Annotated in this window: 25 protein-coding genes; 8 read left to right on the plus strand and 17 right to left on the minus strand. The window is 67.6% G+C overall.

Annotated elements, in window-relative coordinates; all coding sequences use genetic code 11:
• The 13 genes from ACN6LB_RS34720 to ACN6LB_RS34780 form a co-directional block, all read right to left on the minus strand.
• On the minus strand, positions 1-1,445 hold a 1,445-nt coding region (locus tag ACN6LB_RS34720; RefSeq protein WP_445029306.1), incomplete at its 3' end, for a methyltransferase, FxLD system.
• Positions 1,446-1,458: 13 nt separating this feature from the next.
• On the minus strand, positions 1,459-2,718 hold the full coding sequence (locus ACN6LB_RS34725) for a lanthionine synthetase C family protein (RefSeq protein ID WP_445029307.1): 1,260 nt from the start codon (positions 2,716-2,718) through the stop codon (positions 1,459-1,461).
• Positions 2,705-5,806, minus strand: a complete 3,102-nt coding sequence (locus tag ACN6LB_RS34730; protein ID WP_445029308.1) for a lantibiotic dehydratase — start codon at positions 5,804-5,806, stop codon at positions 2,705-2,707. Before ACN6LB_RS34730 ends, ACN6LB_RS34725 begins: the two co-directional genes overlap by 14 nt.
• An 85-nt stretch (positions 5,807-5,891) precedes the next feature.
• On the minus strand, positions 5,892-6,023 hold the full coding sequence (locus tag ACN6LB_RS34735) for an FxLD family lanthipeptide (protein ID WP_445029350.1): 132 nt from the start codon (positions 6,021-6,023) through the stop codon (positions 5,892-5,894).
• Between the two features lie 519 nt (positions 6,024-6,542).
• Entirely contained in the window at positions 6,543-7,214 is a 672-nt protein-coding gene (locus tag ACN6LB_RS34740; RefSeq protein WP_445029309.1) for a 2'-5' RNA ligase family protein, read from the minus strand.
• Positions 7,215-7,222: 8 nt separating this feature from the next.
• A complete protein-coding gene (locus tag ACN6LB_RS34745; protein ID WP_445029310.1) occupies positions 7,223-8,188 on the minus strand; it encodes an endonuclease/exonuclease/phosphatase family protein in 966 nt (321 codons plus the stop codon).
• A 24-nt stretch (positions 8,189-8,212) separates the two neighbouring features.
• Positions 8,213-9,436: a bifunctional class I SAM-dependent methyltransferase/NUDIX hydrolase gene (locus ACN6LB_RS34750; protein WP_445029311.1), complete on the minus strand. Its 1,224-nt coding sequence runs from the start codon at positions 9,434-9,436 to the stop codon at positions 8,213-8,215.
• Positions 9,433-10,800, minus strand: coding sequence for a phosphotransferase (locus ACN6LB_RS34755; protein WP_445029312.1), 1,368 nt, complete (start codon positions 10,798-10,800; stop codon positions 9,433-9,435). The genes ACN6LB_RS34750 and ACN6LB_RS34755 overlap by 4 nt, the downstream gene beginning before the upstream one ends.
• Positions 10,801-11,103: 303 nt before the next feature.
• Positions 11,104-11,946 carry an SAM-dependent methyltransferase gene (locus tag ACN6LB_RS34760; protein ID WP_445029313.1) on the minus strand — a complete coding sequence of 281 codons (843 nt, stop codon included), beginning with the start codon at positions 11,944-11,946 and terminating at the stop codon, positions 11,104-11,106.
• On the minus strand, positions 11,936-13,105 hold the full coding sequence (locus ACN6LB_RS34765; protein WP_445029314.1) for a protein-L-isoaspartate O-methyltransferase family protein: 1,170 nt from the start codon (positions 13,103-13,105) through the stop codon (positions 11,936-11,938). Before ACN6LB_RS34765 ends, ACN6LB_RS34760 begins: the two co-directional genes overlap by 11 nt.
• The gene (locus ACN6LB_RS34770; protein WP_445029315.1) at positions 13,102-13,593 is read right to left on the minus strand and encodes a response regulator transcription factor; all 492 of its coding nucleotides are present in this window, start codon (positions 13,591-13,593) and stop codon (positions 13,102-13,104) included. Before ACN6LB_RS34770 ends, ACN6LB_RS34765 begins: the two co-directional genes overlap by 4 nt.
• A 310-nt stretch (positions 13,594-13,903) precedes the next feature.
• Entirely contained in the window at positions 13,904-14,569 is a 666-nt protein-coding gene (locus ACN6LB_RS34775; RefSeq protein WP_445029316.1) for a DUF6415 family natural product biosynthesis protein, read from the minus strand.
• Positions 14,570-15,146: 577 nt separating this feature from the next.
• On the minus strand, positions 15,147-15,512 hold the full coding sequence (locus ACN6LB_RS34780; RefSeq protein ID WP_445029317.1) for an ATP-binding protein: 366 nt from the start codon (positions 15,510-15,512) through the stop codon (positions 15,147-15,149).
• A gap of 480 nt (positions 15,513-15,992) precedes the next feature.
• On the opposite strand from ACN6LB_RS34780, the gene ACN6LB_RS34785 reads away from it, so the two are divergent.
• From ACN6LB_RS34785 to ACN6LB_RS34800, 4 genes are all read left to right on the plus strand, one after another.
• Positions 15,993-16,298, plus strand: a complete 306-nt coding sequence (locus tag ACN6LB_RS34785; protein ID WP_445029318.1) for a hypothetical protein — start codon at positions 15,993-15,995, stop codon at positions 16,296-16,298.
• Between the two features lie 153 nt (positions 16,299-16,451).
• Positions 16,452-17,843, plus strand: a complete 1,392-nt coding sequence (locus ACN6LB_RS34790; protein ID WP_445029319.1) for a Tat pathway signal protein — start codon at positions 16,452-16,454, stop codon at positions 17,841-17,843.
• Positions 17,844-17,860: 17 nt separating this feature from the next.
• Positions 17,861-18,355 (plus strand): TrmO family methyltransferase domain-containing protein, encoded by a 495-nt coding sequence (locus ACN6LB_RS34795; RefSeq protein ID WP_445029320.1) that lies wholly within the window; start codon positions 17,861-17,863, stop codon positions 18,353-18,355.
• An 82-nt stretch (positions 18,356-18,437) separates the two neighbouring features.
• On the plus strand, positions 18,438-19,241 hold the full coding sequence (locus tag ACN6LB_RS34800; RefSeq protein ID WP_445029321.1) for an aminotransferase class IV family protein: 804 nt from the start codon (positions 18,438-18,440) through the stop codon (positions 19,239-19,241).
• Between the two features lie 412 nt (positions 19,242-19,653).
• Here the strand turns inward: ACN6LB_RS34800 and cutA are convergent, their stop codons facing one another.
• Together cutA and ACN6LB_RS34810 are read right to left on the minus strand one after the other, a co-directional pair.
• The gene (cutA, locus tag ACN6LB_RS34805) at positions 19,654-19,977 is read right to left on the minus strand and encodes a divalent-cation tolerance protein CutA (RefSeq protein ID WP_445029322.1); all 324 of its coding nucleotides are present in this window, start codon (positions 19,975-19,977) and stop codon (positions 19,654-19,656) included.
• Positions 19,978-20,642: 665 nt separating this feature from the next.
• The gene (locus tag ACN6LB_RS34810) at positions 20,643-21,332 is read right to left on the minus strand and encodes an HAD family hydrolase (protein ID WP_445029323.1); all 690 of its coding nucleotides are present in this window, start codon (positions 21,330-21,332) and stop codon (positions 20,643-20,645) included.
• Positions 21,333-21,440: 108 nt separating this feature from the next.
• Here ACN6LB_RS34810 and ACN6LB_RS34815 point away from each other — a divergent pair, with 108 nt between their 5' ends.
• Positions 21,441-22,190: an XRE family transcriptional regulator gene (locus ACN6LB_RS34815; protein WP_445029324.1), complete on the plus strand. Its 750-nt coding sequence runs from the start codon at positions 21,441-21,443 to the stop codon at positions 22,188-22,190.
• A gap of 15 nt (positions 22,191-22,205) precedes the next feature.
• Positions 22,206-22,676, plus strand: coding sequence for an NUDIX hydrolase (locus tag ACN6LB_RS34820; protein ID WP_445029325.1), 471 nt, complete (start codon positions 22,206-22,208; stop codon positions 22,674-22,676).
• Positions 22,677-22,691: 15 nt separating this feature from the next.
• On the opposite strand, the gene ACN6LB_RS34825 is transcribed toward ACN6LB_RS34820, so the two are convergent.
• Positions 22,692-23,249, minus strand: coding sequence for an HD domain-containing protein (locus ACN6LB_RS34825; RefSeq protein WP_445029326.1), 558 nt, complete (start codon positions 23,247-23,249; stop codon positions 22,692-22,694).
• A 359-nt stretch (positions 23,250-23,608) separates the two neighbouring features.
• A complete protein-coding gene (locus tag ACN6LB_RS34830) occupies positions 23,609-24,190 on the minus strand; it encodes an HAD family hydrolase (protein WP_445029327.1) in 582 nt (193 codons plus the stop codon).
• Between the two features lie 560 nt (positions 24,191-24,750).
• Here ACN6LB_RS34830 and ACN6LB_RS34835 point away from each other — a divergent pair.
• Positions 24,751-25,053, plus strand: a complete 303-nt coding sequence (locus ACN6LB_RS34835; RefSeq protein ID WP_445029328.1) for a helix-turn-helix transcriptional regulator — start codon at positions 24,751-24,753, stop codon at positions 25,051-25,053.
• Between the two features lie 18 nt (positions 25,054-25,071).
• Positions 25,072-26,373: a tyrosine-type recombinase/integrase gene (locus tag ACN6LB_RS34840; protein ID WP_445029329.1), complete on the plus strand. Its 1,302-nt coding sequence runs from the start codon at positions 25,072-25,074 to the stop codon at positions 26,371-26,373.
• Positions 26,374-26,424: the final 51 nt, after the last annotated feature.

Here is a 26,424-nt window from a genome sequence, read left to right on the forward strand (position 1 = left end):
GAGCGCGAGACGCTGCCGCGAAGGCGCAGCGGGGTGAGGAGTCGTCCGTCGGGGGCGAGCTGGTCGAGCCAGGCGTGCGGGACTCCGTGGGCGCCGACCGTGGCGACGATGCGGTCGTAGGGAGCGTTCGGCGCGTAACCGAGTGCGCCGTCACCGAGGATGACCTCGACGTTGTCGATGCCCGCAGCAACGAGTCCGGCGCGGGCGCCTTCGACCAGGTCGTCGTCTACATCGACGGTGGTGACGTGGCCCTTCTCACCGACCAGGTAGCCGAGGAGTCCCGCGTTGAAGCCGGTGCCAGCGCCCAGCTCCAGCACCTTGTGCCCCGGCTCCGCCTCCATCTGTTCGAGCATGATCGCCACGATGTTGGGCTGGGAGGCGCAGCTGATGGATGCGCCGCTGTCGTCGGACTTGATGTTGACGGGCGCGTTGCTGTACGCCGCCTCCAGCGGGGCATCGGGGACGAAGAGGTGGCGGGGTACCGTCCGCATCGCCTCCTCGACGCGGGGCGTGCGAACCGAGCCCTGTGTGACCAACCGGTCGATGAGCTGAGTACGCAGGTGGCCGGCGGCGCTGACTTCGATGGTGTCACTGTTCACGTCGCTGACCGTAGTGCTCGGTGACGTCGTGCTGGGGGTGGACGCGGGGCTGTCGCTCGTTCCCATGACTACCTCTTTCGCGAGTGTTGACAAGGTGTGCTGGTCCTCCCGGGGGAGGCCCAGTCGGTTGAAGTGGAAGATGGCGTGGTGGGCGAGTACGGCCCGCAGGCCGCGTTCGAGTTCCCCACCGTGGTGGAGGGCGGCGAGTCGGCGGCCGAGGGCGTCGAACGCGTTGATCCAGTCGGGCAGTGTCTCCAGTCGGCCGTCGCGGGCGAGGCTGCTGGACGGGCTGACGTCGACGGTCATGAGTCGCTGCACGGCGGTTCTCACCCGGTCGGATGCTGTTGTGCCGCCGGCTCGCTCAGCCGCGACCTTCGCCCACACGTCGCCCTGCTCGTACCAGTCGAGGCCGGCAGCGCGCATCGCCACGCTGAGCATCAAGACGGCCAGCTCCCGGCGGCCGAGTGGACCGGGCCGTCCAGCCTGCTGGTGGGCGAGATGTTCGAGGATGTGGCGGCTGTCCTCGTGGAAGTGGAGATGTGCGGCGGCCATGGCGGCAGGCCCTCCGAAGACAGTTTCCTCCGGCTCGTAGATCTGCGGCTTCCAGGTGGCGAGGGCGCTGGCCGAGACCAGCTCATCCAGCGCGAGGTCCAGATGCTTGACCGCGCCCGGACCGGCGGGGCGGTATCGCAGCCGCCAGGTAGGGAACTTCCGCACGAACGACCAGAGGGCCAGCTCGGCGTTGTTGGCGGCTAGCAGGGGCAGCAGGTGCTGTGCGGCCGTTGTCTCCGCCTGGTCCCATGCCGTGAAGATCAGGACGCGCTGCGGCCATTCTTCCGGAGCCATATGTCTCTCCAAGTCAGCTGATCAGAAAGCAGGTGTCCCAGCCGGACAGGGAGGGGCCTTCGACGGAGAAGGCGTGGAGCGCGAGCGCCGTGCCTGCGGCCCCTTCGAGGAGGCCGACGTCTCCGCCGTCGGCCGAGCTGCACAGCGTGTGGACGAGGGTCTCGGGGGCGGTGTCGGTGATCGGCGCGAACAGGCTGGGCAGGCAGTCGGTGAGACCGGGGGTGATCGAATCGGCGGCGGCGAGCTGCGTGATATGCGCAAGCCCGGCGAAGCCGTGACACAGGGATAGGTCGACGGTGGCGCTGCGTTGGCCTGGATCGGCCATGGCCTGCTGGAGGGCGGTTTCGGCAAGGTGCTGGCGGTGAGTGTCGCCGGTGGCGCGGGCGGCGAGCTGCTGTGCACGTGCGGAGCCTGCGGCGCCGTAGCACCAGGATGGGCGAGAGGGACCGGGGCCGAGTTTGCCGTTGCGTAATTGGTCGCGAGTGATCCAGTACGGCCACCACGGTCCGGCTGGGCCGTCCTGCTGCCATCGGTCCAGCCAGCTGAGGATGCGCGTGATCGCCTCGTTCTGGTCGGGCACGGTGATGCCCTGGCGAGCGGTGAGGGCCAAGAGCGCCAGGGGGCCGCCGATGCCGTGGGCCACGCCGTTGTTGGCGTGACCCTCCGGGTAGTCAGGGGAACGCTTGCCAGAGGGGGCAAGATGGCTCCACCAGCCGGGGAGGAGTTCTCCGTCGTATTTGACCGGCTCGGTGAGCCGCACCAGGTAGATGAGGACGTCCCGCAGCAGATCGGGCTTGGTGCCGCGATGCAGCAGCAGCGCGCCCAGGCCGCTGAGACCGCGGATCGTGTCGTACTCCGCCAGCTCGGGGAACTCGCCGTGGTCCATGCGGTCGTGGGCGGCGCGAAGTCGCGTGCACACGAGGTTCGTGACGTGTGTATCGAGCGTGCTCAGGGCCCGGGCATACCGTCCGGGGCGGTCGGCGGCGCTATGGAGGGCGAAGGCGAGCGCGGGCGCTCCGTAATAGAGGTGGGCGTCCACTCCGCCGACGGCTCCGCCGTCGACTGCGCACGCGAGCCAGTCGTGTACGCGCTGCCAAGGGCCCTGCTCGGCGCGGGCGCGCTCGATGTGCAGCAGAGCTACGCCAACGGCGCCGTGCGCGAGGGATTGTGGCCACCAGCCCTGCTTGAGGTCGAGGTCGCGCACGTCGCCCGGGGAGGCGAGCCGGTCGGCGATGGCCCCGGCTGCGCGGCGGGCGGTCTCACGCAGGTCCATGGTTGTTCCCCCTCCGTGCCGTCCAGGCCAGGGCTGCGGCGCGGGCCAGCCGGACGCACATGCGCTCGTCGACCTTGTCGATGCCAGTGGCCCGGATGTGGTGGGCGTGCAGGAGCGAATCGAGCACGAGGTGGGGATCGAGGTCGGATTCGCGCAGCCGGGACCGGTACCGCGCGATCGCTTCGTCTCGTTGTGCCCAGGCCGCGGTGATGGTCTCCCCGCCGGCGCGGGCCCGCAAGGCCGCCCAGCCGTCGGTCGGGTCAGCCAGGTGGACCGCGTCGAAAAGGACCTGCCGGTCGAGGGGGCGCGGATCTGGGATCTTCCCGTATCTGGACAGCCACTCCATCGCTTCGTCCGCGCTGCCGGTGAAGGCGGTGGCGAGGGACACGAAGTTCACTGTGGCGAGGACTCGTGGGTGAGGGCGGCTCGGCTGGGCGAACTGCACAGCGAGGGCGCGGGAGTCGGCGGCGAAGACATCTTCGGCGAGGCTCATCAGCGGCCCCGCGCCCCAGCGCCCGGTTTCGGGGTAGGTGGTAGCGAACTGCATGTCGTTCACGAGGCCGGCGCGGCGTAGATGTGCGGTCCAGTCACTGATTCGTGTGACGGTCTGCCCCACATGCGTGGGTTCGGGGATGGCGATCCGCAGCCGCAGGTGCGGACGGGGGTCTTGGTAGCGCAAGAACCACCATGCCGGTGAGGTCTCCCACTGGGCGAGGAGGCCGGACAGGTGCTGGGACAGGATCGCGGCGTGTCGTTCCGGGTGTCCGTAGAGCTTGACCAGGAGCCAGGGGCTGGTGCCGGGTAGATGTCCGTGCTCGCGGGTGAGTAGGCGGTCCGCGGTGACGAGGGGAACCGTTGGCCACTTCGGGGCGCGGGCGGCCGTCATGGGGACGACGATCTCGTGGGCGCGGCCGGCGAACCAACCGCCTCCGTCGGAGGTCTCCGTCAGCACGGCGGTCTCGGTCGTCGCGAGGTGGGCGCGCAGTACGGCGCGGTGGGCGCTCTCGGAGAGGTCCAGCGGGAGAAGCTGATCACCTTCGGTCAAGGCAACGGTCTCGGGCACGCGGCGTTGCGTGCGCCACTGACCGACTGCCGTGTGCCACTCGTCCCATGACGCGGCTCGGTCGGGTACGTCGCAGGCGTGCAGCAGCCAGCGGGCGGGCGCGAGGACAGCGCGCCCGTAGCGCACGCGTGGAAGATAGGGCAGGGATGCGGCGGCGCCCCACGAGAAGTCGGTGACGACGGCGGACTGGGAGCGGCTGATCTCGGCGAGGAATCGGACGAGGGGTGGTGTGTGGGCCCGTAGGTCCAGAGCGTGCACCACGTGCGGTTCCACCAGGCACTTGCGTGAGAGGGAGGCGAGGTAGAGCCTGCGCCGATCGCAGCCGACGGCCAGGTCGTCAAGGTCGATGGTGCGTTCGTCCGTGGTCCGGTGCTCAGCCAGGCTGATGACGGCTGGCAGCATCTCGGGAACGCGGCTGACGTTGGAGTCGGCTCGGTCAAGCGGGGCGAAGGAGAGCTGCGCGGGCAGCGCCCCGGGTGCGTTGACCGGGAGCGCTTCCAGCACGTCGGCGGCGCGGGCTCGGTTGTCAGCGTTCAAGAGCGGGAGGAACCTGCCGCTCGTGGTGCCGATGCCGCGTGACGGGTGGATCGCGCTGAGCGTGAAGTCGCCGCGGCCGAGGACATCGGTGGAAGCAGCCTCGATGTGGAAGGAGACCTCCATGTGCGGCGGTACCTGCATGCCGTCCTGGTCCCCGACCTGGAGGCTGCTGATCAGGTCCTCGTCCAGCAGGATTTCGTCGCGGCCGTCAAGAGCGGCGGCCTGGGCGAGCGCAAGAAGCCTCTGCTCTCGTTTGGACAGCGGCTCACGTGCCTTCGGCTCGCTGCCCATGTAACCGGCGGGGAAGCCAAGCCCGGCATCGGGGTCTGTCACGTCCCGCAGCGGCACCAGGGAACCGATGCCGTACTTCTCGAAGAAGCGGGTGTGGTACTCCTTCCAGCCAGGCGTGCCGAACGGTGCTGGCGTGAGGCGGGTCAATACGGTGGCTGCCCGCTCCGCTTCGCGTGCGACCTGGGTGGGCAATACGAGCGAGAAGTCCATGCGCAGGTCAAGCGCCACCGGGTGATCTGCGGGGGCGACCTCCGTCATCTTGTGGCGGAGCGCGCGGCGCAGGCGCCGTCCGTCCGTTGGCGTGAGGGCTTGGTTGTGCCGGGCCACGGTGTCGCGAACCGCTCGCAGGTCACAGAGCAGGTCCGCCACGGGCGGTACATCGACGGCTTGCACGTCCTCCAGCTGCCGTACGAGGTGGTCGAGAGGATCGAGTACGCCGGAAGGGGCGTGCAGGCTGCTGACAAGAGCGCCGTTCCGGATCAGGCTCTCGATCAGCTCCCTGACCCGCGGCTCCGGAACTTGAGAGAACCCGGCGTGCACCTTGTCCGCGAGGAGGTCGCACCTGATCGGGGATCGCGCAGCGTCCAGGGCGGCCCGCACCGCAGAGGTGAACCTGATGGACACCTCTACCGTCGGCTTGCCGGTGCTTCGAGACCGGGCAGGGTAGGGGACGATCAATCGGTCCCCCCGGACGAACGAGGTGTTGCTGGCAACCACGGGGAGACGTCGGAGCAGTTCGGGGCACTCTTCCAGGTGCCGGATCACCTCGGTGGCCCAGGCGGCGTCCGCGCGGGCCACGGCCCGGTGCCACTGGCCCCAGCGCACGTCCGGTCGTTCCCCGAATGTGGCCAGCGCGATGCCGGCGAACAGGCCGTTCGGGGTCGCGCGGCCGGTCATCCGCTGCACATACCGGATCACCGACACCAGCGTCCGGCGGACCTGTCGGGCCTGCGGGACGGCGGTCGCCGCGCACAGTGCGTCCAGATGCCGTGCGAGCGAGGGACTGGCATGCTCCACGGCATCCGAGACCTCGTCGAGGGCCCACACTGCGCGGAGCCACGTAAGCCACTGCTGCACGTGCCCCGGAGACTCGCCAGTGACGTCCGGCCACGGAGGCAGCGGCAACCGCGTGTGATGGGCGGTCCTGACGAGTGCCACGTCCGCGCACTGGTAGAGCACCTCGTGCCTCGATCTCATGAACCCTCCCTGTTCCGTGTCCGTGCGGTGCTGGCCCGCACGATGAACGCACATCGTGCGGACCGGCACTGGTTGCTGCGACGGGTCAGGCCACGTTGGTGGCGCACGGGCTGGAGCAGGTGCTGCCACAGCCGTCATCCGTGAGGTTGACCAGCGTGGCCGAGGCGTCGCCGGACTCCAGGACGCTGATGTCGAGGTCGAACTCGTCGTTCTCCATGTGCGTGTTCTCCTTCTGAGGCTGTGCGGTCACAGCCGCTGTGTGTGCCGCCTGCTGGCGGGCTTCCGGCACGGTTGGGTCACCGTGTCGGGGGTCTGGTGGGGTGATCAGGTGCCGCTGGAGGTACAGGCGCCGCTGTCGCATGTGGCCTGGCAGCCGCCATCAGAAGCGGCCACCGTGCCGACGAGTTGGCTGGACGACGACGATGACGTCTAGATCGAAGGGGTCTCCCGGTCCGGCCGCCACATGCGCGGGCCGAGATGTCGTCACAGCAGGTGTCACAGCAAGTCCTCCTGTTCAGTGGGATGTTGCTTGTCGGGTGGTGCAGGACGACCTGGCACCCAGCGCCTACGCCGGATGCCAGGAGATTGAGATCCGGCTGTGCTTCTTGTCGGTGATCCGGTCGCCGGTGATCCGGTGATCCGGTCATCCGGGTGTCCGCCGGATAGACGGCGATGCGCGGGCCGGGAGCGCCGCGATGCTCCTCGCCCCAAGTGCAGACCAGCGGATGATGGCCGGTCAGGAGTGGTTGGCACTGTCGCCCAAGGGCAGTTCCTGGATACGTTCGAACGTGTAGGTGTGGCGGTCGGGGTGCTGGGTTTCCATCACCAGCCATACGGACTCGACCCGCACGCTCACCTGATGGCGGGCCTGGCGCAGGAGGGTGGAGGCCAGCGAGTCCGCGCGGTTCATCTGGGAGACATAGAGGGTGTCGGTCTTCCCGTAGGCGGCCGACATGTGAGGGAAGTACGTCTCGGTGGCCTGGGGCAGGACCAGGCCGGCGTCTGACAGACCCGTCCGTACGCGCGAATTGAGCTTCAGTGGCGGGTCGGATGCCACGTCATGGGGCCAGACACGGGCGAGGACCGCGCTGCGGCTGAGTGCGACCGGGCCGATGTCGACCGTGAACGGCTCCTGTTCGGCGAGCTCCGTGCGCAGCCCGGCGGCGGCGTCCTTGAGGTGCCGGGGGCCGACGCGTTCGTCTGCGTAGTCGTGCGAGAGGGCACCTTGGATGGTCCAGTGCAGGTCGTCGTCGGCGATGGGGGCCACGATGTCCTCGTACGGGGCGAGGACTTCTCGTACCTGCCGGAAGTAGTCGATTACCTCAGCCGGCGGCAGCCACAGCACATGCGGGCGGACGCTGTCCTCGGTGGGAGCGCCTTCGGCACGCCACCGTCGGCCAGCGCTCATGAAAGCCTTCATGCCGCTATCACCTCCAGCTCGTGCAGGGCGAAGTCGGCGGTGACCAGCAGGTGGTCCGAGGCGGCCTCGGCGTCAGGCCCGTAGTGGGTGGTGTGTGCGCGGGCGGTCGCGGCGACGTTCTCCGTGACGCGCAGGGTGTCGATGCGCCGACGGCCGTAGTCGTCGGCTCGCCCCTTGGCGTCGATCCAGTGCCCGCACGACCACTGCCACGGCACGCCCAAGACAGCGGCGCTGTCCCGCAGCCCTCCCGGGTCGCGCCGCAGGAACTCCCCGGCCTCACGGTTTGCTTGCTTGGGAGAGCCGGGGCTGTCGGGGTTGAAAGTGACCTGGTAGCGCAGCTTGCGGTGGTCTTGCTCCAGGTAGGGCTCGGGATCGTAGAAGTCGCCGTTCGGCCGCCGGTCAGCGCTGATGGAGTTCCAGTCGGCCGCGACGCCGCCAGCCACATCGGACTCCTGGAAGACCGACAGCACACGGCGGGCCTCTTCAAGGCGACGCTCGGGGCTGAACGGGTAGGCGTGGTAGGAGCACCAGCGGGTGGGCACCGGGCCGCCGGCGCGGAAGTCGGCCATGGCCAGTCCGTGCCAGAAGTCGCTGCCGCCCTCGTAGGCGCGGAAGGTACCCGGGACCGGCTCGATGTCGGAGGTCCACAGCAGGCCGACGTGGAAGCGGTGGGCACTCGCGCCGGGTGCCTGACTGGCCAGCGCGGGGACCGCTCTCCTCCCACGGACCGGCAAGACCTCGCACATGAGGCCGGTGTCCTGGGCGAGCAGACGCAGAAGCCGCCGGGCTTCGGTCTTCGTGGAGCCCAGGAGTTCCTGGACGCCTAGGACGCCCGTGCGGTTCTGAAAGGCGGAGCGGATGTTCCCCACGATCAGCTCGTAGCGCCGCTTCTCGTCGGTTGTGGTCGGAATCTGCAGGTTGAATAGGTTGTACGTGCCGAATCGGAACAGCGCCGGTGTCACGGCGGGACTCCTTCTGCGTCGTGGTCAGCGCGCGGCCGAGGCGGACGGGGAGAAATACACGGGATAGCGGTGGGCGGGCGGATGGTCGATGGGCAGGTCGGGGCGCCAGTAGTTGAGGACCTGGGCGGAGGGCACGAACAGCGGGCTGGGCAGATCGTCCAGGCGGCGCCACTGCCAGCGCGCGACCACCTTCGGTTCCTTGGCGGTCGGTGTGCCCTGGAAGCGGCGGATGAGGACCGCGGCGGTAAGGCGGTTGAGGTTGTGCCGCGCGTCCAGAAGCACGGCGAGCACCCGGACGTCCTCGGGGTGTGCCACGAGGCCCGTCTCCTCGGCGAGTTCACGGATCGCAGCGGCCTCGATGGACTCACCGGCACCGTCGAATGCGTCCACCTTGCCGCCGGGTAACTCGTAGGTGCCCAGGCGGTGTTGCCCCATCAGCACGTGGCCGTCCGGATGGGTGACGATGATGCCGACCCCCAGGGCCGCCTGGGCGACCGGCGACCGAAGGCTTCGCTCCTGAGCCACCACCCTGGGCACGTCGGCGTGTGGAAGACGGCGGGCCTGGATGAGCTGGCAGACCACTGGGTTGTCGGCGCACGGGGCGTGCAGAAGGTCGATGGACTCGACGGCGAAGCCGTGCTCGGCCAGCAGCCGCTCCCAGACCTCGGGGGCGAGAATCCACATCTGCACCGGGATCGGGGCGGTCTTCGCCAGTCGCACTTCCTCTTGGCGGGCGGTGACAGCGGGGGAAGGGCCCAGCCCGTTCAGGTTGGTGTGCAGGGTGGAGAAGACCAGCCGTCCATGCGGCCGAATCCCGTCGCGTAATACGGGCAGCAGCCGGTGCGGGTCGATGTAGGACAGGCCGTGCACGGAGTAGACGAGGTCGTAGGGTTCGCTCTCGCGCAGGTGGGCCACGGCGTCACCGGTCAGGAACCGCCCGCCTGGCAGGGAGGCGAACCGGTCCACGGCTCGCTGCTGCTGGGTGGGCGAGATGTCGATGGCGTCGACGAAGGCCGCGTGGTCGCGGCTGAGATGCGCGGCGTGGACTCCGGCCCCGGAGCCGAGGTCCAGCACCCGGTAGCCGGCGACGTCGCCGAGGACGCGGGTGCCGGGGCCGGTGCCCCAGAACCCCCAGTCGATCTCGGTGATCTCCGGGGGTTGGTAGCCGCGGTTGAGCTGCCTGCGCCCGTACTCACGCCAGGCATCCTCATTGACCCGCTCCGGTGCCTTGGGATCGGATGTCGTCATGTCGCCTCCTCCCGGAGCCGGTGCAGGGTGCGGTGCCCGCGCTCGACGAGTTCGGGGTCGCCGTGCGTGGCGCCGTACTGGATGCCGCTGAGCGCGTCGAGAGCTGACAGACCCTGGAGCGCTTGGGCCTCGTCCGGAGACAGCAGGCGGCCGTAGCCGTCGAACAGGGCGGCTTCGAGCTCGGGCGCGTCGATCCAGGTGTCGGCGATGCGCACGAAGTCGCTGACGAGGGGCCCGATTTCCGCGCGTTCCCAGTCGATGAGGGCCAGGGTCCCGTAGTCGTCGAGCAGCAGGTTGCGCCGCTGTACGTCACCATGGCGACGGCCATGGGGGACGGGCGGGACACGGGGCAGGTGCAGGGCGAGAGACCGCACCAGAGTCTTCTCCCCGGGATCGAGGAGCCCGTCGGCTGCCGCCAAGTGCTGATCCAGCTTGGCCAGCCCGCCCAGGGCCTGCGCCATCATTGGGGGCTCGCCGAGGTGAAGGGCACACAAGAGCTGCCCGAGTTGGCGGTAGACCGACTGCCAGGCGGTCATGCTCAGGTCGGCGCCGTGGAGCACGCGGCCGGGAAGCGCACCGACGATCACGGCGAGCTGTTCCGGGTCGGCGGCGACGAGCTGCGGGGCGCGGCCGGCTCCGAGGGACGGGGCCCACTCCCGCAGGGCGCCCACCTCACACTGGTGCAACTTTGGCCCCTGGTGAACCTTCAGGAACCAGCTCCCGCTGTCGCGTCCGGTCAGCCGCCACACGCGGGACGCCTCCCGCGCCCAGGAGGCGTCCGTGGCCTCCTTCAGCGGGCCGATGGCGTGCTCGGCGAACATACCGAGCTGCTCGCCCAGGAGGGCGTAGGGGTCCGGCGCCCGCGTGGGCAAGGGGTTGAGACGGTTTGGCCCGTTCGCGTCGTAGGCGATTGGGTCGTCGGGCTCCTGGAGATGCAGCGCGAAGGAGTGCCCGTCCCGGTACGCCTCCAGGCCAGCGCGACAGTAGGCCACCATGTCGGCGGGCAGGTCGTGGAGGGCAAACCAGTCCAGCTGTGAGCAGCGGTCCGGTTCGGCGATGCGCGGGACGCCGAACCACCTAGTGACCTCGAAGAACCAGCCGGTGCGGTTGTGACCCGCGGGGCTGCGGTGCTGCATCACCAGCGCGACGCGGACATCGGCAGGCTGGATGATGATGCCCAGCTCCTCCTCGGCTTCCCGGATCAGCCCGGTGACCGCGTCCTCGAAGTCTCCGCCGAGGCGCCCGGAGGGCATATGCAGCAAGCCCGAGGCGTAGGTGTCTCCCGCCCGCCGGCTCAGCAGCACCTCGCCGCCACGCCGCAGGATGAGATGGACGTCGACGGGTTCCCGATGGCGCTGCGCCATGTCGTCCACGCCTTGATGCGAAGCTCCCTGTCCGTTCACCGCTGGCCTGCCCGACGGGGGTGTGGCCTGCGCCGACTCGCCTCCGGGTACCGGAGCGCGGCGTGAGCTAACCGTCCCATGAAGGGGTTTACGGGAACGCGCGAGAACGCGCGGGTGTGGGGCATGCGGATCTCCGGGGTGCAGACGTGACGTCCAGCGTCAGTGACCGCGACGCCCGGGTGCCCGTTTCCGGACGCCACGGAGTCTAGCCGGGACACCATGGGGAGTTGGCTGGTCACCGGCTTGATCGCGCCGGTCTGCTGATCACACAGTTCGGCCATGCGCGGACTCCTTTCGGGCCGTGCCGGCGTACGACGCGGCCTGGGGCAGGACCGGGTATTCGAGTGCCAGGGTCTGGGGCGCGGTCAGGCCCGGGGAAGTCAGTTGCCAGCCATCGAAGAGCCGGGCGATCTGCTCCTTCGTCCGCAGGTGGACGGGGCAGCCGGCCGCTGCCATGGTCTTGGCGAATCGGCGCACCGGCTTGCCCGAGAGGTCGGCGGTGGCGTGCGTGATGACGAGAGCGCTGCCGGTGGCGGCGACGTGTTTGTACTGGTCAATGAGGACGGTCAGGGGCTGCGCCGCGGTGTCCTCGATGTGGTGGAGCACGCTGCCAAGGAGAAGGATGACCGGTTCTCGCCAGTTGATCGTCTCCAGGATTTCTCTGGAAGCGAGGATCGACTCGGGGTCGCGTATGTCGGCACACAGGCTCTCGACGACAGCGGGCGATTTGCCCGCCATCATTGCATCGGCGTGAGTGTGCACCAGCACGTCATTGTCGATGCACACGGCACGGGCGTCGGGACGAATGCGGGTCAGGACATCCACCGGCGTCGGGCCGTGCGGCAGGCCGCAGCCCAAATCGACCAGCTGCCGGATGCCTGCGATGGCCAGGGCCTGCACCATCCGGAGCACGTACAGGCGCTCGTGGCGGACGGTGCTCTCCAGGAACGGCATGCGGTCGGCCGCCCGGCGGGCCCCGTCACGGTCGACGATGTAGTGGTCTCGCCCGCCGAGCAGGTAGTTCTGCATCCGGGCGCTCGAAGGCCGTGCCTGCAACTCGGCGATCGCTGTGGAGGGGTGGAGGAGCATCGGATGGTCAGGTCGCATACCGCTCCACCTCGCCGGTGATCGTGTGGAGTTCGGGCAGACGCCACGACGGACCGTCCGGTGCACCGAGCCACAGCGTGTGTTCGGACTCCGTGATCGTCACGCCCAGCTGCTCAACCTCTGGTTCTCCGGCCGCGTGCCACTGACCGAGCGCGTCGACCAGACCGGAGCCGAGATCGCGCGGCCCCCACTCGTAGATGCGGGGGGAGTGGAGGAAGACCACTGCCCGAGACGCCTGGTGGTCATGAATACGCAGGCGGTCAGCGACGTCGCCTTCGAGCTGCGCAACGCCGCGCACGACCTGCATTCGAAGGTCAGGGCGAAGCAGGCCGGCGAACAACCGGGCCGCCAGCCGTACGTGCGCCCCCCTCGCGTCCAGGGCTTCCGACGTCCTCGGGCTGCCCTGCGACTCGACGGAGGTGCCCTCGCCAGGGCGGTGCTCGCGAAGCCAGACGGTCTGCGGAGCCGGTCCGGCGTGGAAACGTCCACTGGCCGACGCCCCGTCCCGCGCCACGGTCAGGACGAGTAGCCTGCTGGATCCGCCCAGAGCGGTACGCACGGGCAGGCACAGCCGGCCACCCGGACGAACCCGGGTGACCCACTCCCACGGCACACGGCGTACCGCGCGATGGGACAGGAGTCCGTGGAACGAACCCGCCGGTCCCAAGACCCCGGCTTGAGACCCGCTGACCACCCGAACCCGCGGGTAGGGGTGCAGGTGCTGCCGGGCGATCTCGGCGAGGCGTTCTGTGTCCGCGACCGTCACGACCTGGCCGCCTTGGAGTAGGTGGTCCAGAGAGGCTGCCGTCCAGCCGCAGTCTGTGCCGATCTCGGCCACGTCCGTCCCCGGTACGGGAGCGAGCGCGGCCAGGCGCGCCGCGGTGTCTTCTTTGGACGGGATCACTCCCGTGACGAGGCCGGGGCCGCCGTCCCCACCGTCGTCGACGTCGAACACGAGCATCTCGGAGCGATGGACGAACTTCGCCCACTCGCCGGCGTTCTTACTGCGGTCCACCCTGCGCCAGCGACCACCTCGGTGCGTACGGATCACGTGGGGCACGAAGTCCTGTCGCCGATCGCAGGTGAGCACGTCCCCCGCGTGCTGGTGAACGTGGCCACTGTCCGGTCGCAGGCTGCCGGCCTCGACGCGGGTGTTCATGCCTGTCCTGCCATGGCGACGACGTCTCCGGCGTTGTCACGGCCGGTCGCGGGGACCAGGAGACCGAACTGCCATCCTCGCGTGACCGCGTGCGCGGCCGAGGAAGCGCCCAGCGCCCGCAGCAGGCAGCGCGCGTCCTTGCGCACGTCGTCCAGCGGACGCTTCGCGCCGACCGCGATCTCCTCGACGGCCATTCCGCCGGCGAGCCCTGCCAGGACTGTGCGCTGCTCCTTGGGCAGTTCGACGGCGAAGTCCGCAGGCTCGGGGACGTTCAAGTGTCCGTGGCGGTAGGCGAGGTCCACCATGCCCGCCCGCTCGGAAGTTCCGAGCTTTCCGCCGATCCGGAGAATGTAGGTCTTGACCGTGCTGTCGGACACTCCCATGTCGCAGGCCGTCTCTGTGGTCGTCCTTCCGTGAGAGATGCCCAGTAGAGCCTCCCGCTCCTGTGGGGAAAGCGGCGGCGAGATGGTCTCGTCCGAGGCCGGCATGGTCCTACTCCTTCGGGGTTCTGGCACAGTCGTCGTCATATCGGGGTCGGCCCACTTCGCTGGCCGGCTCGTTGGGGGGAGCTACGAACCGCTGTAGAGCTGCAGGGCGAGTTCGGCGAGGATGCAGATGGCGGGCAGGCCGATAGCGGCCGTGAGGAGAACGGCGCCCCAGCGCGCGCGAGCCTGTGTACAGCCACATCGAACGCGCCCTGGGGCCGGCTCGTCCCTCGGGGGTGAGCCCGAATTCGGTGGGGAGCCCGGAGCACGGTGAATCCGCTGAGGGTGCGCCGCTCGATAGGACCCGGCCGTATCACTCACCGTCCCGCTCGCAGTCCTGTTCGGCGTAGCGCAACAGGGCCTCGGTGTGGACCGCGAGACGGTATGCGTGCTCCCTCGCCGCCTTGAGCCCCTCTCCCGGAGCAACGTCGCGGGCCTCCTGTGAGCGCTCGATCGCCTCACGACAGGCGGACCACCCGCGACTCCCGGCGGAGAGCGATTCCAAGTGGACCGAGACGTAGGGGACGAGCGTCGTGACGTAGGCGCTGAGCGCTTTTGTGACCGCCGAGAGGGTCTGCGGATGCGGGTACACCCCTGCCTGCTCCCAGGACTTCGCCGCACGAATGGCTTCGCAGATACGCGTCGAATCGAACCCAGTGCACACAGTCCTGCCCCAGCCGTCGACCACGTCGTCAGAGGTGTCGACAGCAGGAGGGACGGCGATCAGCTCCCGCCCGACCTTGGACATCCGCTGGTACAGGGACGCCGCGCGCACGGCGTCGCCGGGAATCTCTTCGTCGAGCAGGGCACGCACGCGTATGACCAGTCGATCGTCGTCCAGAGGAGGATCGCTGGCATCGACGGGAACGACTGCTCCGAGCAGTCGCATCAAGTGGCCGCGCATGAGCAGCAGTTGGGCGTGTCGCTCGTCCGGGTCCTCGCTGACCGAGGCAGTCTCGGCGAAGACCAGTCTGGTCACCTCGCGATGAAGGGTCTCCTGTACTGCCGCGAGGGGTGACGCTCTGGGTGCGAGGGTCGATACAACGGTCCTCAGGTGACGGCCCGGTTCCCTGAACGAGCCCCCAGGCCAGGACAGGACCTCCACCTGCCCACCGACTGTCGGGGCCGAGGTCGTGGTGCGAGGCATCAAGGCAACTCCACTAGTGAGATCCGAAGTTGGTGATCGGGGTGCCACCTCGCGGCCCCACCCCAAGAGGAGCCGCCGAGGCATTTCGAGCCACCACTCGCCGACAAGGGCGGTTCGTCCAGGTCAGGCACGACGCAGTGCGCTACAGGGGTATCGTCCAAGGAGGGGCGGAGACGCCGGTACCGCCCCACGGGACCCGGTCGGGACGTCCTGGGACGTCCCACTGGTTGCACAACCATCAGGGCCGAGCGACGCAACAACGGTGAGCCGTTGCGGCTGAGCCGTTCCGTCGCTCCCCCAGACGTCCTTGAAATCTCGGGAGGGGGCGGGGATGCAGGTAATGGACTCACTGCCTCGGTGGAGCGTCGCCGACTTAGTTCTGCGGCTGCCTCTCGCGTGACTGGGACCATCACGACCTCCTAGCAGGGACGCGGAAGACGCACCACGTCGACCTGCCGTCGCCGCTGACGCCCCAGTCCCGTGAGAGGACAGCGACGAGAAACAGCCCGCGGCCAGAAACGTCTTCGTCGTCCGCAGCGGTGAGCGTGGCTGGCGCCGAGTTGCCGTCTGTGACTTCGACCCGTACCTCTCCGCAGGCGTAGAGGACCGTCAACTCGACATCTCCGCACCCGTGTTCGATGGCATTGGCGACAAGCTCGGAGACGGCGAGAACGATGTTCTCCGCGCTCGGCCCGGATACTTTCCACAGCTGCAGGTGGGCGGCGGTGATCCGGCGCATGCCTCCGACCCGGGCTTTGTCCGGGGTGAAGGCCACCGCGAAACCGAGGGCGTTTTGGTGCGCGAGTTCTGCTGCGACCATGGCGACGGCTGTGGCGGGGCTCATCGAGGGCCGGTCCCACCGTGCGACTGCGGGCCGACGCCACCAAGCAGTGCGGCGCTCAAGACGGTGGATCTGCCAGTAGTGGACTTCATGTGGGGGTGCTCCCGCTTGTCGAGTAGCCGGCCTACAAGAGCGAACCGCCTAATCGCGATGACTGGAATGGGGTCAGGGGCCCGGAGGCGGTCAAGGTGGTCAAAGATCGACTGCGGTGTCGACGCAGGCGGGCGGCATTGTGCGCGCTGGATGGGTACGTGTGGCCCCCGCCTCGTCAACGCTGTGCGCTTGGCGTGGATCCAGTGCACTGCGAACGGCAGCGGAACAGACAGGTGAAAGCGCCGGATACCGATGGCCGTGCCCCGGTGATTTTTACCTTTGGGGTGTCGCCCCGGCTGACCGCACGGATACCTTGCGGACGTGGGAGAGAATCGCGAGCTTGTCGCCGCCATGGAGGAACTCGACATGAGCCAGGCCGAGTTAGCGCGTCGCGTGAACGCGGAGACTCAACAGCTCACCGGCAAGGAAGGGAGCGTCACTGACCGGGACATCCGGCGCTACCTGCGCGGCGAGACCGCGTGGCCGCACCAGAAACAGCGGATCGGACTGGAGCGGGTATTGGGCCGTCCGGCCACCGAGCTTGGATTCATCCCTCGATCGCGCAGGACGCGACAATCAAGACCGGAGGAGACATCCCAACGACCGGTGCCCGGCCGCCTTGGATGACCGAAGGCTGCCTGGCGAGGTAACTTTCTGCCACCTGTCGAACACGGGAGGCTAGTTGAGCATAGCGTTGAAGTTGTGGCCAGCCTGGGACTACCAGCGAGCGCAGGTCGGTCAACGTGGTCAAAGATCGGGTTCACTAGTGAGGGCGCAAGGATGGCGCGCGAGCGGAACGAGAAGTTAGCCGCACTGCTGGAGGAAGCTCGCTGGTCACGGGCTCAGGCCGCCGCGGCGTACAACCGAGTCGCCGAGGAGACACTGAACGGCGAGATCAGGGAAAACTCCAAGATCGGGCGCTCCCACGTGAGCATGTGGGTGGGAGGCACCCAGCCGACGGGAATCGCACCCGATATCTTGTGCCAGGCGCTGTCCCGTCGCTTGAAGCGTGAGATCACACCACAAGAGATCGGGTTTACAGCTTCCACCTCACCAGCGCAGGAGGCGCTGGACTGGCGCGTCGATCCGTTGATCACGCTGAAGGACATAGGGAGTGGCGTGGACCCGGACCGGCGCCGTCTACTGGCGGGCGGAGTGTACTCCGCAGCGGCCCTGATCCTACCGGACCAGACATGGTGGGACGCTATGTCGCGGCCACCAGCCGAAGAGCCGTCGACGGGCAAGCGCGTCGGCCTGGGAGACGTCGAGACCGTACGGGAACTGACCCTGGCGTTCTCACGCATGGACCAGCGGCGCGGCGGCGGGCACGGCCGGCGCGCGGTCGACGAATACCTGGGGCATGAGGCCCGCAACTTCCTCCGGGGCAGATTCGCCGACGATGAGACCCGGCGCGCCATGTTCGCGGCCTCCGCCGAACTGGCATACCTGTCAGGCTGGATGGCCTTCGACAACAGCGAGCATGCGATCGCGCTCCAGCGCTTCAACACCGCGGTGAAGATGGCAGCGCGCTCCGGCGATGCGCCCCTGATCGGACACATACTGCGGGCCATGGCGCACCAGGCACTCGACCTAGGTTTCCGGCGCGAAGCCCTTCAGATCGCGCAGGCTTCGGTGCAGGGCGAACGGTACGCAGCTGCCACGCCCCGGGAACGCGCTCTCCTTGGTGTAGTGCATGCGCGGACTCTCGCCGCCAATTGCGACAACCAAGAGGCGGTCCGAGCCCTGCTGCGAGCGGAGGACGATCTGTCGAGTGCCCGCGACGGCATCAGGGAGCCGGACCGCACGTTTTTCTTCGGCGAGGCGTCGTTGGCACACGAAACCGCATGCACCCTGCGGGATCTCGGTGATCATCAGCGGGCGATCAAGGAGTTCCGGCGCTCCGTGCGCACGCGTGGAACTGCGTTCCGACGGACGCACGCGGTGACCCTCGGGTACATGGGCGCGACGCAGATCGCACAAGGCGGTGTCGAAGAAGCCTGTGCGACATGGACCAGCGTCCTGGACGCGATGGAGGACGGGATCTACTCCGGCCGCGCGCGTCAGAGGGTCGTCGAGATGCGACAACATCTGTCGCCCTACCGCAAGCGCGGCATCCCCGCGGTGGGCGTACTCGATGCCCGCGCGGCGGCGTATCTGGCCCAAGTAGATTGATCACAAGTGTCGCTGAGATGAAGTCGAAAGGCTGGACCATGACCTTGGAGATCAAGCCGATCGGGGAAGTTGTCGCGGGCCGCAGGGAGGTTGCCGATGACTACTGGGGTGGCGTGGAGTCGGCAATTCAGCTTGACGAGGATGAGTTTCCACTCGACTCTGTGCAGGGCCTGGAGGAGTTCTCTCATCTGGTGGTCGTGTGGCACTTCGATCAAGCGTCCCGCAACGACGTCGAGTACCACGCCCGCAGCCCGCGCGGGAACACGCGGTGGCCGGCAACAGGTACCTTCGCGCACCGCAACCACCGCCGCCCCAATCAGCTCGCGCAGTCCTTCCCCCGCCTGTTGGGAGTCGACGGCCTCCGTCTGCGGGTGACCGACCTGGACGCCGTGGTCGGCACGAAGATTTACGACCTGTCGCCGTTCTTCATTGAGATGGGGCCGCGCGGCCCGGTTCACGAGCCCGCGTGGCCTGGCGAGATGCTGGAAAACTACTGGGCAGAGAAGGGCTGACCCTCAGTGCTCGGCAGGGGGCCTCCAGCAGTTCGCCGACTCAGCCGACGGTGAGGGACGGGAAGGTTCGGACGGTCCTGGCATGCTGAGCGGCATGGTGACTCTCGATGGAAAATCCGTGTCCGCAGACGACTTGCTCCCCCTGGCCCTGACCAACTTCGGTCACTTCACGTCCATGCGCGTCGATGGCGATGGCAGCATCCGGGGCCTCACGCTGCACATGGAACGACTCGTGCGTGACTGCAAGACCGTATGGGGCGCAGATCTGGATGCCACGTTCGTTCGCGAGTACGTCCGCCTGGGCCTGGAGGGGCAGAGCGGCTCGTGCGTCGTCCGAGTCACGATCTACGACCCGAATGTCGAGGTGGGACACCCGGGCGACGCTGAGGATCCGCACATCATGGTGTCCGTGCGTGATGCCGGCGCCCTGCCCCCGGAGCCGTTGCGCGCCATGAGCGTGCCGTACGAGCGCGACCTGCCTGAGGTGAAGCACGTTGGTCTCTTCGGTGCCCTGCACGCCCGTGGGGCAGCGCAGCGCGCAGGGTTCGGCGACGCCCTGTTCGTCGGCCGCGACGGTCGCGTGAGCGAGGGCGGCACTTGGAACGTCGCCTTCATCGACGGCAACGGGACGGTGGTGTGGCCGCAGGCACCCGTCCTGCCCGGTGTGACGATGGCCCTTCTCCAGAAGCACGCCGATGGCGTCGAGCACCGCACGGCCCCCGTCACCCTCGACCAAGCCAAGCGTATGGCGGCGGTCTTCGCGACGAACACCAGCATCGGGGTTCGGGTCCTGTCGGCGATCGACGACAAGGAACTCCCAACTGAACACCCCGTGCTGAGTGAGCTCCGAGAGGCGTACCTGTCCATCCCCGGCGAGACCCTGTAGCCGTACGGCCGAGCGTGGCAATGGGGGTCATACGGCGGACTGGCCGGGAAGTCGCTCTGCTGCGCGAAACGCTGCCCAGAACGGCAAGGACTTCGCTGCCAAGGTCTGCATCAGCACCAGGCAGCTCGTGAACGGGGGGCGGGGGAGTCGATCAAGCGTTAGCCGAGTGGCGGTTGTTTCAGCTCCTCACAGAGGAGGCCGCGGTGGGGAACGACGAGCGAATCTAGGAGCTGCTGGGCCGTGACCCGCGCACCACAAGGCATCCGGTCGAAGGCAAAGTCATGGTGTTGGTCGCGATCGGCCTGGCTTCCGGACAACGAGTGAGAACTCGTCGATCACGTAAGGCAGTTCGCGTCTTGAGGCTCGCGCTCACCCACGCTGAGCTCGCCTAAGACGCGAACGTGTCGCCGCTTTAGCCCTGGGTCGTCTCCTCAACGCCCCAGGAAAAGTAAGCATCCGATCCGCCTGTCACAGGAAGGGTGACCCACTGCGGCACCTCGTAGGAGTGCTTCTCGGACACCCACGCCTCCAGCTCCGGAAGCTGGCCCGCGGTCGTCATGTACGAGATCCGCCACTCCCGCGCCGTGTCGATCTCACTTTTCCACCAGTAGACGGCGGTGAACGGCGCGTCGATGTGAGCGCCTGCTGCCAACCTATTCTCGACCGCGCCCCGAGCCAGCGCCTTCGCCTGGTCCTCGTCGTCGATGGTCGTCTGCGCAATCACGATCTCGATCATGCCACTACCTCTCAAGCCGGAGTACCCGACCCTAACCAGGGGCTTCCCATGGGTGCGCAGGTATCAGTGGCTCATCCAGTCATTCGACGGCCGCTACGGGGTGCTGCTGCCGCGCGGAACTGCGCAGGAGAACTGAACTGAGACCGGATGGTGTGTGCATGGGCCGCGATGACGTCGTCAGAATCGCGTGAGGCCGAACGCACCGATGATCCCGGAAGCGACCATAGTGATCAGTACGAACATCTCCTGAAACTTCGTGGGAAGTTGGGATGATCTCAGGAGCGCTTGGAGGGCCTGGGATTCGTTCCTTCCGGTCTCGGTATGGAGTTGTCGCCTGACTTGCTGGTAACGGCGCATGTGCCGCCAGCCGGTCTGCTGCAAGACGACGGCGAGCGCGATGAGCCCGATACCGAGGGGCCATCCGGTCACGTCCATGCTCCCGCGGGTTGCTGACTGCGGTCAGCGTGCCAGATGATCAGTCGCCCTTGAGGGCGGCAAATCCAACGCCGGGACTTCGTCGCCTCATCCATAGAGCGGAATCTACCGGCCCGCGCCCAGGCTGCGCAGGCTCCGGCAAAACGCAATCGCCCACGACTGAAACCGTCCGGCGTGCGTCCGCTGGCGTGCTGCCGGAATGCCGAGGGCTGCTGCAGGCGTGCCTCGGGTTACTGGGCCAGGCCCCATAGGCGTGCAACAAGTCCCTCGGTGTCCGTGAGGTTTGGGAGCACCGCCCTGGCCCCCGCGGCCCGGAGTTGGTCCGTGGAGTGGATGCCCGAGGCCACCGCGACGCAGTGCGCATGGGCCTCTTGCGCGGCGTACACGTCGCGTGGCGTGTCGCCGATCAGCACCGTGGATATTGCGGCCGGGACATCGTAGGCCGCGCGGATTCGCTCCCGCGCGGATCCGACAAGGCGTGCCCGGTCTTCGCTGTCCTCGCCGTACCCGCCAACTGCCGTGTCGAGCAGCGCGTCCAGACCGAAGGCTCGCAGCTTGACGCGCGCGTTCGCTGAGATGTTGCCCGTTAGGACGGAGGAGCAGATGCCCGGCTCCGCCGTGAGAGCCTTCAACGCCTCCTCCGCTCCGGGAAGAACCCGACCTCGGCGGCGCAGATCCTCCTCGCGGCCCCGTCCGGCTTCTTCCAGCGCCCGCTGCACTGAGGACCATCCGGGAACCGGCAGACCGTGCCGGACGAACATCTCGCGCATGATTGCCCGGTCCGTGCGCCCCTCCGTCGGCGCAGGCAGCTCGGCATCCCGCCCGGCGAGGGCCTTGAAGGCGCCGGCGTAGATCTCTTTGCTGACGCCGGCGTTGTCTACGAGGGTATGGTCCACGTCCCAGAGCACGATGAGCTGCACGTGCCCAGGGTATGCAGCGTGAACTGCCTGTTAATAGTGCCCTCTTGGGACGTCCTGGCGTCCCGCAAGATCTTGCCGCGTCCCAGGACGTCCTGGAAGGATGCGAATGTGAACGAGCGGCTGCGTACGGTGATGATCCAGCGGAAGGTGACCCCGGAGGACCTTGCGACCTCCTGCGAAGTCGACGTCAAGACGGTGGAGCGCTGGGTCAGCCTGGGCCGACAGCCACTCCGGAGGCACCGCTGGGCGGTTGCGCAGAGTCTCGGCGTGGACGAATCGTATCTGTGGCCGCCGGAGGAGGACGACACCCCTAGACAGCCGACAGAGCAGACGGAACTGGTCGCGGCCTTTCCTGACCGCGCGAGCGTCGCGCAGAAGACCTGGGTCCGCCTCCTGAAGTCCGCGCAGGAGCACATCGACGTCCTGGTATTCAGCGGAACGTTCTTCGCTCAGACCAACCCGCGCGTGGCGGCGATGCTCGCCGAGCGCGCCGACGCCGGCGTCCGTGTCCGCCTCTGTTTCGGCGACCCGTCCGGCAAAGCGGTCGCCGTCCGAGACAAGGAGGAAGGGATCGGTGGCACCCTCTCCGCGAAGATCAGAGCATCACTCACCTACTACCGCAAGCTGATCGGCACCCCCGGCTGCGAGGTGCGCCTTCACGACACGACCCTGTACAACAGCCTCTTTCGCTTCGATGACGCACTCCTCGTCAACCCGCACGTCTGGGGGCAGCCAGCCAGCGCCAACCCCCTGTTCGAACTGCGACGCCTGGGCGACGACGGCTGGTTCGACCACTACGTCGGCAGTTTCGACGCGGTCTGGGAGACTGCAAAGCCCTGGTCACCCGAGTCCACGTGAGGAGCACGGCCCGCGATGGGACGTACGGAGTACTGGTACGACGAGAACGCACCCAAGCCGAACACGCTGATCCCGGCGTGCAACATGCTCGCCGCCAGGGAGACCGACGGAGCGATCCTCCTGCAACGCCGCCGCGACACCGGTCAATACGCGCTCCCCGGCGGAGCAATGGACATCGGAGAATCCCCGGCCCAGTGCTCGGTGAGGGAGTGCAGGGAGGAGACCGGAGTCGATGTCGTGCCCATCGGGCTACTCGGCGTCTACTCGCTCCCCGAACACGTAGTCGCCTACACCGACGGCGAGATCCGGCAGGCATACGAGGTGACCGTGATCGGGCGCCCCGTCGGCGGCGAACCGACCATCAACGACGAAGCCGACGACGTCCGCTGGGTCCTACCCGGCGACCTGGACTCGTACGACATCCATCCCTCGATGCGCCGACAGATCGCCCACTATCTGGACGGGACGTACCCGCACGTCGACTGAGCGCCATGCGCTCCCTTACCGCTCTGCCAAGAGCAGCCGGGCTTCGACTCTGCGCACAGCAGCTCGGAGATCCGCGTCGGCACGGCGGATGAATCGGCCGACGATGCTGTCGCGATCGTATCGAGTGAGGATCTCCGCCAGCCGGGCATCCACGGTGGTAGGGGTGCCGTCCGGGGTGGTGGTCATATCGCAGTACGCGAGAGCATCCACCAGCTCGGAGTGGTCAAGGATCGGAAACTCGGCCTCCAGCGCCTCCTGCAGCCCGCGCTCATCCGCCTCCAACAGCGCGTACGAGTGGTTGGCGACCAGCCGTACCAGGCGTTCGTCGGCGGCTGAGTGGTCGCGCAGGTAGCGGGCGCCGTCCAGCGGATGGAATCCCGTCGTAGCCAGTGACGGCGCGTAGCCGATATCGTGCAGCATCGCTGCGGCCCACAGGAGTTCCGCATCGGCACTCAGGATTCCCGCCAGGGACTGCGCCTTTACAGCGACTCCCTGAGAGTGTGCCCAGCGCCGCGGCAGGGACTCGACGAGGAGGGACCCGGCCAGGTCACGGGCCCAAATGGTGAGATCCATGCTCGGCAGACTATGACGTAGAGCGCGGGGGCCGGACGGTGGTCGGCCGGACGTCCCGGGACGTCTTCTGGTTCGATGCCCTGCTGGGCGGATGTCAGCCCGCGCAGGCGAAGTAGGTGCACTCACCTGTGCGGGCTCTCCCAGGCTCTGACACTCGCTGATTGTCGGTGAACTTCGAAAGCTGATCTGGGTATGGACCCAAACGCGGTATCCGGCTGTGGCCCTGACCATCCTGCGTCGCCTGCCGCGGCGCCCGACGAAAGCAAGTCGCACCCTGCAGCGCCGTTACACCCTGGACCCCGCCGTTATGGAGTTTGCGGAGGAACTCAAGGCTCTCCTTGCCGTGTGAGACGACCAGGTCACCAGCTGGATGTCACGTATGGACGCACGTCAACCGCGTCCATCCCTGCGGCTCGAGCTGCCGCCAGCCCTTCCTCCGCGTCCTCAACCACGAGGCACCGTTGCGGCGGCACTCGAAGCTGCCGTGAAGCCTCGAGAAACAGGTCGGGCGCCGGCTTGCCCCGGACTGCGTCCTCGCGGGTCACTACAACATCGAACAGGTGCGTCAGCCCCGTGGCTTCGATGCCGGCACGGACCACGGCGCTACCGCCGCCGGACGCCACCGCACAGACCAGCCCATCCTCACGAGCACGCTCCAGCCAATCGACCACCATCGGGAATGCCTTCAACGACGGCAACTCTTCGATGATCAGTTCGCCACAGTGGTCGAGAACGTCGCCGAGAGGTACCGAGATGCCGAGATCCGCCAGCAGCCCATCCACCGACGTCCCTAATCGCTCGCGGTACCAACCCTCCCGTAACCGCACCCCATACGCTTTCAGTGCCTCAGCCAGGCAGCGGAAGTTCATGGGCTGCGAGTCCACGACCGTGCCGTCCCAGTCCATGATGACCGCGTCATACGCCGCTAGATCCGACCTCATGGGCGGACACTGCCCCGATCCTCACCCTGCCACTCGCGCAAAGACACTTCACGGGCTCTCGATAGCGCCGGCTGGATCCCGGTCTTCAGCTCACGGCAGACGAGAAAGGGTTCGAACGGACTGGAATCTCCACGGGGGATCATGTCAACGTACAACGACCCAGAAACCCTCTGGCCAGTGAAAGGCGTGGGCTTGCTGGCCGACTGGCATGGCGGCCAGCCGCCACGGCAGTCCAGAGAACCCGCATTTGCTTGGTCTAGGGAAGGCTCTCTTCGTGCAAGGCGCTGTATAGCAGACGATCGCCGGTTACCGAAACCGGGGATCGTGCAGAGCATTGATGGTGTTCGCACCCGGCTGTGCTTGGCGGTGGAGCCGTGGCGGACGCAGTAGGCAGTGCCGCATAAGACGAAAGGAGGTATGAGCGGCCCCCGCCCCCTGCTGCCCTGAATCCGCAGCGCCTGTTAGTTGAAAGATGGCGATGCTTCCGCCGATTCGGCGTGGGGCCTTGGCGTTGTTGGTTCTGCTTTGTCGCCCCGTCCGCACCTCACCGAGAGCCTCGCATGCCCGCACAGCCGTTGCTTGTCCCGTCCCTCGCTTCCCTGGGCGTCGTACGTACGGCGTTCCTGACCGTGAAGGAGGCCGCCGAGTACCTCGGTCTCTCACCCCACACCCTCTACGTCTGGCGCCATCGGCGGCAGGGACCACCGAGCTTCCGCATGGGTCCACGTGGCCGCGTCATGTACAGGCTGGAAGTCCTCGACGCCTGGGTCCGGGAGCAGGAGCAGGCAGATTCGCGGTCCAATGTGGCCCTCAATCCGCTGAGCGCAGCTCCGCAGCATCGCGTTAGCGGCCCCAGCGCCTGACGCGCTGTATGTCGTTGAATGCCGTTTCCCCCCTCGAATAAGGAGACTCACCTGGCCGGCTACATAGAAGACCGCTGGATCAAGAAGAAGAAGGACCCGGTCACTGGGAAACGGGAGAAAACCGCTCGCTACGGCAAGGGGAAGCGGTACAAGGTCGCTGGCATACCCGGGGTCCGGGACCGATCCTTCGATACGCTGGAGGACGCCAAGGCGTGGCTTCGTCGGGCAGCCACGGACGAAGAGCGGGGCGAGTTCGTGGACCCGCGCGACGGATCCATCACGCTGGCCGATTACATCGAGACGCACTGGGCGCCCGGCAGAGGCGGTGTTCCGAAGACCCAGGACAACCAGGAGCGAAGAGCGCGCCTTCACATCGTTCCGCACCTGGGGCAAATTCCCCTCAGGAACATCACGGCGGCGGATCTGCGCGCGTACATAGCCAAGTTGGAATCAACCGTCTCCTCGGTCGACTACCAGCGCGGCATCCTTTCCGAGCTCTCCTCCATTCTTGAGGCGGCGGTCGATGACAAGCGGCTCGCCGGGAACCCCATGCATGCGAAGTCCGTGCGGTGGCCCAAGGCGCCACAGGAGCGCCGCGAGGCTTGGCTGTTGGGGGCGGCGCTGCGAGTCCGCGACGTCATCAACCCGCGTAACCGGATAACCGTCGTCCTCGGTCTGGGGTGCGGGCTCCGTCAGGGTGAGGTGTTCGGATTGAGTCCGGAGGACATCGACTACGCGAGAGGCGTGCTTCATGTCCGCCGCCAAGTCCAGGCGATCAAGGGGAGGTTGTACTTCACCCTGCCGAAGGGGAAGAAGACCCGTGTCGTCGACATGCCCTCCTCGGTTGCCGAGGAGTTGAAGCGCCACGTTGAAGCGTTCCCGCCGGTGGAGGTGGAGCTTCCATGGGGGAAGCCGGAAGGGCCGGGGAGGAAGTTCTCGCTGCTCCTCACCACGCGATTCGGCAATGCCGTCGCGGTGAACACGTGGAACACCTACACCTGGAAGCCCGCGTTGGCCGAGGCCGGCATCATCCCGCCACGTGCCAAGGGAGCGAAACCCTGGCAGTGGGCGGCGGCCCCGAAGGACGGCTTCCACGTGCTGCGGCACACCTATGCCTCGCTCATGCTGGAGGCCGGAGAGTCCGTCGTGACCTTGGCGCGGTGGCTCGGGCACTCCTCGCCCGCGATCACCCTTGGTTACTATGCTCACTTCATGCCGGAGGCCGGAAGTAAGGGGCGAACCGCCATCGACGGACTCCTCGGGAAGCGGAGAGAACTGCATGACAGTCGAAACTCCCCAGATTCTCCCCAGGGCCGTTGACGGGCGATTCCCGCTGCGGCGCCTCCCTGGCAGTGTTAGTGGATTTCAAGG

The sequence above is a fragment of the Streptomyces sp. SAS_270 genome (assembly GCF_052543295.1).